Annotated in this window: 8 protein-coding genes; all 8 read right to left on the reverse strand. The window is 48.4% G+C overall.

Annotated features, from left to right (window positions below; all coding sequences use genetic code 11):
* Window positions 1-4,517 (reverse strand): DUF4832 domain-containing protein (locus tag K7P76_RS14240; protein WP_232185975.1); only part of this gene is annotated, 4,517 nt, incomplete at its 3' end.
* A 444-nt stretch (window positions 4,518-4,961) separates the two neighbouring features.
* Entirely contained in the window at window positions 4,962-5,768 is an 807-nt protein-coding gene (locus tag K7P76_RS14245) for a pyruvate, water dikinase regulatory protein (RefSeq protein WP_232185976.1), read from the reverse strand.
* A 33-nt stretch (window positions 5,769-5,801) separates the two neighbouring features.
* On the reverse strand, window positions 5,802-7,886 hold the full coding sequence (gene glyS, locus K7P76_RS14250) for a glycine--tRNA ligase subunit beta (RefSeq protein ID WP_232185977.1): 2,085 nt from the start codon (window positions 7,884-7,886) through the stop codon (window positions 5,802-5,804).
* Window positions 7,879-8,766 carry a glycine--tRNA ligase subunit alpha gene (gene glyQ / locus K7P76_RS14255; RefSeq protein WP_232185978.1) on the reverse strand — a complete coding sequence of 296 codons (888 nt, stop codon included), beginning with the start codon at window positions 8,764-8,766 and terminating at the stop codon, window positions 7,879-7,881. Before glyQ ends, glyS begins: the two co-directional genes overlap by 8 nt.
* Before the next feature lie 331 nt (window positions 8,767-9,097).
* Window positions 9,098-9,910 (reverse strand): DNA repair protein RecO, encoded by an 813-nt coding sequence (gene recO / locus K7P76_RS14260; RefSeq protein WP_232185979.1) that lies wholly within the window; start codon window positions 9,908-9,910, stop codon window positions 9,098-9,100.
* A gap of 6 nt (window positions 9,911-9,916) precedes the next feature.
* The gene (locus tag K7P76_RS14265; protein WP_232185980.1) at window positions 9,917-10,066 is read right to left on the reverse strand and encodes a YqzL family protein; all 150 of its coding nucleotides are present in this window, start codon (window positions 10,064-10,066) and stop codon (window positions 9,917-9,919) included.
* A 109-nt stretch (window positions 10,067-10,175) separates the two neighbouring features.
* Entirely contained in the window at window positions 10,176-11,078 is a 903-nt protein-coding gene (gene era, locus K7P76_RS14270; protein WP_232185981.1) for a GTPase Era, read from the reverse strand.
* A 23-nt stretch (window positions 11,079-11,101) separates the two neighbouring features.
* Complete coding sequence (locus K7P76_RS14275) at window positions 11,102-11,527, reverse strand: cytidine deaminase (RefSeq protein ID WP_373692411.1); 426 nt, start codon at window positions 11,525-11,527, stop codon at window positions 11,102-11,104.
* Between the last annotated feature and the right edge of the window lie 10 nt (window positions 11,528-11,537).

Below are 11,537 nucleotides of genomic sequence, written 5' to 3' on the forward strand. Positions count from 1 at the left end.
AACGAAATATTCATTTGCACCTTCGCATCGTTCATCGATGCCGCGTTAAACTGGCCGTCCAGCGCAAACGTCTTTCCGGCCGTCACCGCCACATCGCGGTACAGCTCGATGTAGTGGCCTGCGCCAAGACCCGAGAGTCCGAGCCGCTGGGCTCGCGTGTCTTCCACGACCGGCGTCGTCACAACGCTCCAATCCGAGCCGTCCGTATTCCATCCATCCGCCGCACCGCTTGAACCGGTGTACGTCTCAAAACCGCCGTTCGGCAGTAGGTTGCTTACACTGGTCGTAAATCGTTCGGTCGTTTTGACCGATTTATTACCGTCTATATCAACAGCCGAAACGGAAATATCATATGCAGTATTTTGAACCAAACCGTTCAATAGATAAGACGCATCTTCGGTGAAACCGGCCAATACGTTATTTTTATAAACCTCATATCCGGAAATTTCATCATCGTCGTATGCTTGATCCCATGCCAAATCCAAACTGCGATCCGTTTGAGAGGTCGTACGAAGATGACCCGGCGCGTTCGGGTTGGCAGGGGTGGCATTCGTAATCGCTACTTGATCCAAAGCAAACCATCCGTCGAATCTTGCGCCTTCATTGGCTAATTTCACTCCCGGTTTACCGGTGTCCGGATCCAAAATCCCTACCAAAAGCGTGTATTGTCCTCCCGGAATCGACTCAGGGATCTCAAAACTAAAACTGTTATTATAAGAACCAGGTGCCCAGGTCCGGATATCTATAGACGTATTTTGAATCGAAGAAGCAACAAGGTTTCCGTTCGGATCCGCCAGCGCATAAGCTATCGGCCATTGCTCGTAAAATGGCGCAACTCCAATATTTCGCCACGAGCTTGTGATAGCCAGAGCATCGCCTTCGGCGATATTATTCGAATGAGATACCGAGTCTAACACAAACCGATAACCCAATGTATTAAGCAACAAATCGATATTGGCCTGTTGATCCGCGGTTATATCCGTTCCTAGTTGATAACCAACCAATGAGGCAGCTCCAATATAGGTCGTATGACTTTCTCTGGCCTGTCTGAGCGATTCCATGATTTGATCATTGCTAATATAATTTCTCACCGGTTGACCGCTGCTAAATTCGCCGCCGGAATAATTGGTTTTCCAGAATTCGGGCATCGCCGAACTTTCCTGTAGCTGGATGGAATCTATGTTGGTATCGTTATAATCCTCTAACCCGCTCCAACCCTTGTCGATCCATCTGAGCCAACTATCAGTCGAGTTACCTGCAAAAACATCGTTGAACAGACCCATTTGATGTTGAGCGCTTAGAGGGAACGGCTTTCTCATTCCAAGTTTTTTGTTATGAAAATAATCCACGTAATGTTGTACATATTGATCCGATACGCTTACTTTCGGGAAGCCGTCTTCAATCAGAACTGTGTGAAATTCTCCAAAATGCCCCAAGCTGCCGATTTCAATAAAGCCGATTCTCGGATCGTTATCGTATTTTTGGGCGAGCGCTTGAATCACTCTTTCGTGTTCCTCGATCAAAGTTTCGCTGTTGTAATTTGGACTGAAACCCAAGCTCTCATCGTCATACCAGACGCCGGCACCTTCCGCCCCTTCGGCATCAACCAACTCATCGTATAGCCAATCCGGAATATCTTTATGTGCGGTATCGTCCGGCGAATCCATAATAAACCGAAGATTGATTTTCTTGCCCTTCGATGTCCAATAATCGAAATTACGCCTTGTTTGAACTCCGTTCCAATCAAACTCTCCCTTTACAGGCTCTAATTCGGCCCATGTAATATTGGTGGTAACTAACCCCATCGGCTGATGGGACGTTTGATTAATTCGAGCGGAGCCAGTAAACCCTCTAAACGGATTGTCCAGAACGGCAAAACTTTCTCTTGGATAAAATGTGCTTGCATTTTTCCCCATGAGGTTTATGACATTTACTGAAAGCATATTTGATCCCGTATTCGGAATGGATAATGATCCCTTACCCAAATAGGCAACCTTGATTTCGTCGGAACTCTCCGCGTTAATAGCATCCAAATACAGTTTCATTTCGATTCGTTCAGGATAAACACTTGCAAAAACCGGGCCAACATTTATCCATGATTGATTGGAGGTTTCATATCTGAAAAGTTGATTCCGTTCAATTTTATAGTCGATTCCGGATTCATTCCAATTTTGATCTGAAAAACCTGTTTCGGCATTATGATCGCTGTCCAAAAAGAATACGTTCTCCGTATTCAAATTCGTGCCTTTTACGACAAGATGCAGGAAATCTTCATCCTTATACGCCGATAATGAAGACTGAGTCAAGCTGCCGACAGCTTCTTGCGTCACCCGGTTCCAATCGTTGGACGTACCGTCAATTTCAATCACGAACGGCAGTGTGTCTGATATAGCAGGCATTCTGAAAGGGGGATTGGAAGCAGGCGCATAGCTGCTCCCGTCTGAAACGGAAACCCGTACAACGTCCGAGACGTTAGACCAACCGTTCATATCAACGCTAAATTCATATGCCAATGACGATAGATGGGAAACTTGAACTGTTCCTGAAACCACAGACCAGTTTCCATCGATATAACTTTTCAGAATTCCATTTTGCACCATATAATCGGCGCCGTTCTGAGACATCACACTTCCCTGATAGCCTGTAGCTGCATTGTTGTCACTGTCGATATATATTTGCTGATCGTCGGATAGACCGTTTCCTTTGGTCATGATGTTAAGAATATGATCTTGTTTGATGGCGAATAAATTAGAAATGGAACCTTCTCCGCTGACCAACGGGGAAAAGTATTTCCATTCGTTAATTAGGCCGTCAATGACGACTTGCGGACGAGTAGGATGAATCGTAAGTGTCTGAGAAACTTCATTATCTTCCGTATTAAAAGCAACTTTTATGGTCGATGTTTCCGTTACTCCAAGCTCGTCTAATGGAATTGCCAACTCCAGCGTAGTTGCCGTTTCCTCATATTCGGCCAAATCGAGCAACCAATCCCAGCTCACCCGGTCAGCTTTTACTCGATATAGACCCCCATTTTCTATCAGAAACTCCGCCCCAAACGAAGGCCATGTTGAATAGTTCTTGCCTGTGTTACCGTTATAGTCAATGTCGATATAAAAATCATTCCAATCGCCAATGTTTCCGTCAGCTTGCAAAAATAATTTCCCATCCGCAATCATTCCAGAAATCGATAGTTGCCCGTCTCCCGCAGTGGGAGAAAGCGTCCAATCAGAGACATTCCCGTCAACATTGATCATTGAATAAGGATCGAAAGAAGAGTAAGCAGCATCGAATACAGGAAATAACGCTACGCCGGATCTTGGCAATGTTTCAGAGTCATTTTTATTAAATCCTACCCTTATTTTCTGTGTCGCTCCGATACCCATTGCAGCAAGCGGAACACTAACCTCGATGAGCGTATCATTTCCGACCAACGTCACGCCGCCTACGGGAATCCAGTTGCCGTTTTCATATTTTAAAAGTGAGTTGTCTGAGACCTTATAATCAATTCCTTGTGAATCGCTCCAATTACTTACTGCCGTTCCGGTTGACGAATTGAAATCAGAATCGATATAAAATTCGAAAGAAGTTTGCATTGTAGTACCACTGACGGACAAATATAAACTGTCACCCATTTGGACAGCTTTCATGGAGCCTAATGTTGCTCCGGCATATGCAGTATCGTAATTAAGCTGACTGGTCAATGTATCCACAATAAGATGATAAGGTTGCTGACCGTGGCTATAAGAATAAGCTCCTTCAACGACAACATAATATTTCTGGTTTGGGACCGTCGTAAATGTTAATTTTTCAGGTTTTCCTTTCCCTTTCTTGCCGCTTCTTACGGTTTGTCCGGACTCATTAATTATCGATAATTCATAATCCTGGCTACTAGCTACGTCTAATCTAACTTCAACCTCCTGAGACTGAAGTGTGTGAAAATGATACCAATCCCGGTCGTCCGAAGATTGAATATAAGAATAAAAATCATCACCTGCTTGGATTTCGACAGCAGATGTTTTCTCATTGTTTGGTTCATAGGAATCGTAGTTGCCTAAAGCTTCGCTCGACAAACTCAAATAGTAAGGATCCAATCCAAAATCATTTAATGTAGTTCCATAAATATGTAAGTAATACGACTCATTTGCTTCCGCCAAAAAAGAGAACGTTTCCTGTACAGCGGTTTCATTGGAACTTTGGTTCATTAACTGACCGTTAGCATTTACAACTTCAATATCATAGTTTTTAAGGTTTGGAACTTGTAATTGTACTTGAATAACCCGAGCGTCAGGGGATTGCACTTTATACCAATCATCATCTCCTGATGTGTCGATTGAAGAAGAAAAACTGCTGTCCAAACTGATTTCTACCGCTTCTTGAAGAGTCTCATTAGGTTCATAAGGTTCATCCGCGTAGGAGATTTGGGTAATGACGCCCGAAGAAAATAATATAGCTGATATTAGGGTTGTACATAGTACAATCAGGCAAATTTTTCTGAGAAACAATGACTGACGTAACATAAATAAATCTCCTCCGAATTGTTTGTTAGACTTATTAATTAGTACTTTGAACCTATAAATATAGCATACTTTATAAATTAAATTTTGGATATGTTGGATAATGTCGGTATTTGTCGAATAAACAAAAACTTCAAAATTTTTGCTGTTTACAGAGCTCTCCGTACTGTAATAAGAGGGGGGACTGGTATCCAGTCCCCCCTCTTATTACTTCCGTCCAAAAATGAGCAATTTTCACCCTCGTTTATTCTGCCAAATAACTTTCCAACTCATCGATCATTCGCTTAATGATTTCCCTTTCACTGTTCTCGATAGCTTGCGTATTCGTAATCAAGCTATCAATATATTCATTCTTTTTATTAAATAAAATAGGTACCCTAGTTTTCTAATTAAAAACGAGCAAAAAAAGAGAGCCTCAAGGCTCCCCACACATGCATCAAATATAAACTACCTCTGAAACCGCTCCAAAATCAAACTAGCCGTTTCCTCCACCGCTTTGTTCGATACGTCGATGACGATGCAGCCGATCTTCTCCATCACTTGCCTGGCGTGGTCCAGTTCCCTCATAATCCGTTCAGAGGTCGCATAGGGCGCCGTATCCGGCAGTCCGAGCGCTTTCAGCCGTTCCTTGCGGATGGCGTTCAAGGAATCGGGATTAATTGTTAATCCGATGACCTTGCGCGGTGAAGCAATGTACAGCTCCTTCGGAGGTACAAGCTCCGGTACGAGCGGAACATTGGCGACCTTAAACGTCTTGTGCGCGAGTACCATGGAGAGCGGGGTTTTGGACGTTCGCGAGACGCCGACGAGAATGATGTCCGCTTTGAGAATGCCGGTGACGTCCCGGGCGTCGTCGTACTTGACCGCGAATTCTACCGCTTCTACTTTGCGGAAATAATCGGCGTTCAGCGCGTGATTCAAGCCGGGCTCATGGCGGGATTCTCTGCCGAGCGTACGCTCCAAATTATCGATTAACGGGCCGAGCAGGTCGATGGCCGTCATGTTAATTTTACTTGCCTGTTCAACCATATATTCGCGCAGGAAAGGAATAACCAATGTGTAAAGAACGATGCTGTTCTCGGCGTGAGCGGCGCTTAGAATCGCATCTATGCCCTCCCGCGTCTGTATGAAAGCCGCCCGTCGAATGTGCACGGACAGCGGATGGAACTGAGCCGCGGCGGCACGCACCGCAAGCTCGCCCGTGTCTCCCGCTGAGTCGGAAACCACATATACGGTCACGCTGACTTGTGACATAGGATTTGCTCCTTCCGGATTATGGATCGTTCCTCAACCCGACAGCTTGGCGAAGTCCGCGAATTCTTTAACATCATCCGCTATAAGCGCTAATAAGGCAAGACGATTGCGCCGGAGCGCCTCGTCCTCCGCCATGACCATTACCGCCTCGAAGAAGACGACGACCGGAACGCTTAACGAAGATAACGCCGATAACGCCTCCGTCATATTCGCTTGCGCGCTTGCGCCTACGAATTTACCGTGCGCCGCTTGCCAAGCTTCATAAAGCCGGCCTTCCGCCGGATCGGCGAACAAATTCGCATCCACTACCTTAGAGTCTGCTTTCGCGGCAAGATTGCACACCCGGTTAAAGGCTTCGACCGCCGGGCGGAATTCCGCTTTGCCGCCATCCGAGCCTACGATGGCTTGCAACGCTTGCGCCCGCAGAACGGCACGGCGAACATCCTTCACGCCAGCGCCGAGTACGGCATCCACGACATCGTAACGAATCGAATGGTCGGACAACACATTCTTGATCCGCAAAGCGAAAAATTCCTGCATATCCTTGCTAATATCGTAGGCTTCGCGTTTAAGGCCTCTTTCGCCATGAACGTCCAAAGCGATTTGGAACAAATCGGGCAACGTAATTTCCAACTCATGCGCAAGCAGCGTATTCACGATACCGGCAGCCTGACGGCGAAGCGCGTAAGGATCTTGCGAGCCCGTCGGAATAATGCCGATGGAGAAACATCCGGCAATCGTATCGATCTTATCCGCAATCCCGACAACCGCACCGACTATCGAAGCTGCTGGCTTGTCGCCGGCATTCCGAGGAGAGTAATGCTCGTTGATGCCCCGCGCTACGCTCTCCCGCTCGCCGGCTTTGCGCGCATAATCTTCTCCCATGATGCCTTGAAGCTCGGGAAACTCGTAAACCATCTGCGACACGAGGTCGAATTTGCAAATATCCGCCGTGCGGCTAACATCGGCGAGAACAGCCGAGTCCAAACGCAGATATTGCGAAATACGGTCGGCGATAAGGCGTGTTCGGCGCACTTTATCCGCTACCGTTCCCAATTCTTCGTGATAGACGATATTCTCGAGCTTAGCCAACGCATCTTGGATAATAAGCTTTTTGTCTTCCTCGTAGAAAAACTTGGCATCGGACAATCGCGCCCGCAGTACCTTCTCATTCCCTCTGGAAACGACATCCAGCGACAGACGATCACCGTTGCGCACGGTAACGAAATTCGGCAGCAAGCGGCCTTCGCCATCGAATACAGGGAAATACCGCTGATGCTCCCGCATCGAAGTAATCAATACCTCTTGGGGAATTTCCAAGAAAGAAGAATCGAAAGAACCGGTTAACACGGTGGGCGTCTCGACCAAGAACAATACTTCTTCCAGCAAATCGTCCTTCACTGCGATTTTCCAGCCCCGTTCATCCGCTAGGCTCAGAATGCCTCCCAGAATGGCTTGCTGGCGCTCCTCCACATCGACGATAACATGCTGAGCCCGTAAACGTTCAATATAAACGCCTGGTTCCTCAACTATAGTCTCTTTACCCAGAAAACGGTGTCCGCGCGTAACATTGCCGGATTTAACGCCCGTGATCTCGAACGGAACGACTTCCTTGCCGTGAAGCGCAACGAGCCAACGGATCGGACGGACGTAACGAAGCTCGTAATTGCCCCATCTCATATTCTTGGGAAAAGTTAGCGAAGTGACTAACGCGGGCAGCGCTTCAGGCAGCAAGCTAGCCGTTTCAACGCCCAGGCTGCTTTTCTTAGCAAATACATATTCTACATTCGCGACCTCGCGAATGAACAAGGAGTCCGGATCCACGCCCTGGCTGCGAGCGAATCCAAGCGCCGGCTTGCTCCAGGCTCCGCTCTCCTCGTAAGCGATTTTGCGGGATGGGCCTTTAACTTCTTCGCTTATATCCGTCTGCTTATCAGCAAGTCCCTTGATTAGTACCGTCAACCGACGGGGTGTAGCGTAAGCTTTAACTTCATCGTAAGCCAACCGGCTATCCGTCAGCCACTTCTCCGTTTTCTCCTTAAATTGGTCCATCGCTCCGCGCACGAAACGGGCGGGCACCTCTTCTAGACCGATTTCCAACAACAAATCTTTAGCCATTGCTCACCGCCCCTTTCTTAAGCAACGGGAATTCAAGCCGCTCACGTTCCTGCAAATAAGTTGCCGCTACCTGACGCGCCAAGTTACGGACCCGCGTAATGTATCCTGTTCGTTCCGTCACGCTAATCGCTCCTCTTGCGTCTAGCAAGTTAAAGGCATGGGAGCACTTTAGCACGTAATCGTAGGCGGGGAATACGAGATTAACGTCCATCGCCCGTTTGGCCTCGCTCTCATAAGTGGAGAACAGTTGGAACAGCATCGCCGCGTCCGATACCTCGAACGTATATTTGGAATGCTCATATTCCGGCTGCTTGAATACATCCCCGTAAGAAAAGCCTTTCACCCACTCCAAATCGAACACGTTTTCTTTGTCTTGAATATAGGAAGCCAGTCTTTCCATCCCATAAGTGATTTCGACCGCCACGGGATGACAATCGATTCCGCCGACCTGTTGGAAATACGTAAACTGGGTAACTTCCATACCGTCAAGCCATACTTCCCAACCAAGGCCCCAAGCGCCGAGCGTCGGAGATTCCCAATTGTCCTCGACAAAACGAATATCGTGGTGCAGAGGGTCTATACCGAGCAGCTTTAAGCTTTCTAAATAAAGCTCCTGAATGTTGTCCGGAGACGGCTTCATAATAACCTGGAATTGATGGTGCTGGTACAGCCGGTTCGGATTTTCCCCATACCGTCCGTCGGCCGGCCGCCTTGACGGTTCTACATAAGCCACATTCCAGGGCTCAGGACCGATCGCACGCAAGAAGGTCATCGGATTCATCGTTCCCGCGCCCTTCTCCGTATCGTACGGTTGAACGACGATACAGTTCTGCTCTGCCCAAAACTGCTGCAGCGTCAACGTCATTTGCTGAAAGTTCATTCGTTATTCGCTCCTCTACGCACTCTTCTGATCATAATAAAAAGCCCCCGTCCCACGTCTGCCTTGGCAGACATAGGGACGGGAGCTGTAGATTCCCGCGGTTCCACCCTACTTGGCTGTCCTTGCCGCTCCGGTTAAAAACACCGAGTCGTCAGTAAGGATAACCCTCCTCATTCATACAAAGTCTCTCCAGAGCGCCCTTCGCCGATCCGTATCTCCGGGCTTGCACTGTCCCCGGTTCGCTGCTGCTTTCAACGGTATTCGGTTACTTTCTCCTTCGTTGAGACACAATCAATTATGATGACATTTTAAACTACCGCAGCGCCGTCTGTCAAACCGTTCCTTCTCCCGCTTCGGTTTCCGCGCCGGGCTCGGGTCGTTTTACCCTCTCGCCCAGCAAATCGCCGTATTTTTCCCACTGGTCCAAGAAGTTCCGAGACTTCAAGTTCAGGTTTAAATGAGTATCCAACCATTTCCTAAGCACAAGCTGTAATTGTCGTTTGGAGCTATCCCGCACCGTGATGTTTCCCAACCGCCGCAAGTCCAATGCCGAGAACACGCGCATCAACTTCCACACCGTCTCTTCAAGTTCAAGCGCCGATGGATCCCTATGCCTGCATTGAGGGCAGAGCGCTCCTCCTGCGACGGCGCTGAAACGGAAAGGTCCCTCCGGTCTCCCGCAGCTCACGCATTCCTCCAGCATGGGCGCGTATCCCGCGGAGCTAGCCACCTTCATCTCGTACACGCGAAGAACGATCTGCGGATCTTTGCCGCCCGCAAGCGCGATCTGACACGCTTTAAGCTGATGGAATAAATACGCGGCCGCTTCGTCATCGTTAATGGCACGATCCGTCAGTTCCGCCGCATACGCCGCGTAAGCCGGTCCTTCCAGCCCTTCCCGCAGCTCGCGGAACGATTCGATGATTTCGCCGCTGTTCAACGTTCCAAGCGATCCTGCTCTGTAATAAGAATAATCTCCATATGTAAACAGCTGCGCGAGCGATCCATACCGGCTTTTTAGCTTTTTCGCTCCGCGCACGATAATACCCTGCTTCCCGTAAGTCGGCGTAAGCAGGGTAATGATTTTATTGCCTTCCCCGTAATCGGTGCTGCGAATGACTAACCCTTCCACCCGATATAGCATCGGCTCTCATTCCTCGTCCCCGACATTGCCTTCTTCTTCATCTGACCCTAAATCCGCGCCAAACTCTGACGTTCCAAGATCATGGACTTCCTTATAAAGCAAATAAGCTTCGATATCGCCGGTTTGCGTAAACACGTGCCACGTGAAATCCCGCACAGCGCCTCATCCTCTCCGGGCGAAAATAAATGTCGCTTTCACGGATTAGGATGTCACGAGAAACGCTGCGATATGCCTGACACTTTTTGTGCAATCTTGGATAATCGGATTATTCGTTGCGATACCCTAGAGATTTCAGCATGGAATCGCGGTTGCGCCAATCTTTGTTAACTTTCACCCATAGCTCTAGAAATATTTTGGAACCGAGCAATTTCTCAATATCCAGACGAGCTAGCTTGCCTACTTCCTTCAGGAGAGCTCCGCTTTTTCCGATAATGATCCCCTTCTGAGAGTCCCGCTCGACGAAAATAACGGCGCCGATGTTGACTAGACCATTGTCTTGAACGCTCATGCTTTCGATTTCCACGGCGATGGAATGAGGAACTTCCTCGCGCGTCAAATGCAGAAGCTTCTCCCGAATTAATTCCGCGCACACGAATTGCTCGGGATGATCCGTAATTTGATCCGCCGGATAATACATCGGACCTTCTTTCAAATAGTTGGACACTTGTTCGAGCAAGGAGTTAACATTGTTGCCTTGAAGGGCGGACACGGGTACGATTTCCGAAAAATTCATCTGTTTGCGAAATTTATCGATGACGGGCAGCATCTCGTCGGGATGTATTTTATCGATTTTATTAAGCACGAGGAACACCGGCGTGTTGGTTACCTTCTTGAGCTGCTCGATAATATAGCGGTCTCCGCCGCCGATCGGTTCGGTTACGTCAGTCAAGAAAAGAATGGCATCGACTTCGTTAAAAGCGCTTTCCGCAGCTTTCAGCATGTAATTACCGAGCTTGGAATTCGGCTTATGAATACCCGGCGTATCGAGAAAAACGATTTGCACGTCGTCCGTCGTATAGACGCCATGGATTTTGTTGCGCGTTGTTTGGGGTTTGTCCGACATGATGGCGATTTTCTGGCCGATTACTTGGTTCATGAGCGTCGATTTGCCCACGTTCGGGCGGCCGACGATCGCCACGAACCCTGATTTGAAACCTTTTTTCTGCATACCCTATTCTCCTTCAGTTCAAATCATTTTTTCAATTCCCGCGACGAGAATGCGCCCGGAAGGAGCTCCGATACCGTCGTCACCTGATAGGCGCCTTGCAGATTACCGAGTATAACCGGCATATTCGGTTCGCACAGCTCCGCCAGTACCTGGCGGCAAACGCCGCACGGCGTAATCGGCTCTGCCGTATCGCCGATTACTGCAACCGCTTGAAACTCTCCGGCCTTGCGCCCGTCTGCGATCGCGCGGAACAAAGCGGTTCGTTCGGCGCAATTGGTCGGTCCATAAGCAGCGTTCTCCACGTTGCAGCCATTATGCAGCCTATTCTCCGAATCGAGCACCACAGCTCCTACAGCAAATCCGGAATAAGGGATATATGCATTATTGCGGGCACTCTTTGCCGCTTCCAATAACTGCTCTATAGTAAAAGAAAGGTGGTCAACGCTTATGCTCACTATA

The sequence above is a fragment of the Cohnella silvisoli genome (genome assembly GCF_021190915.1).
Taxonomy (GTDB): Bacteria; Bacillota; Bacilli; order Paenibacillales; family Paenibacillaceae; genus Cohnella; species Cohnella silvisoli.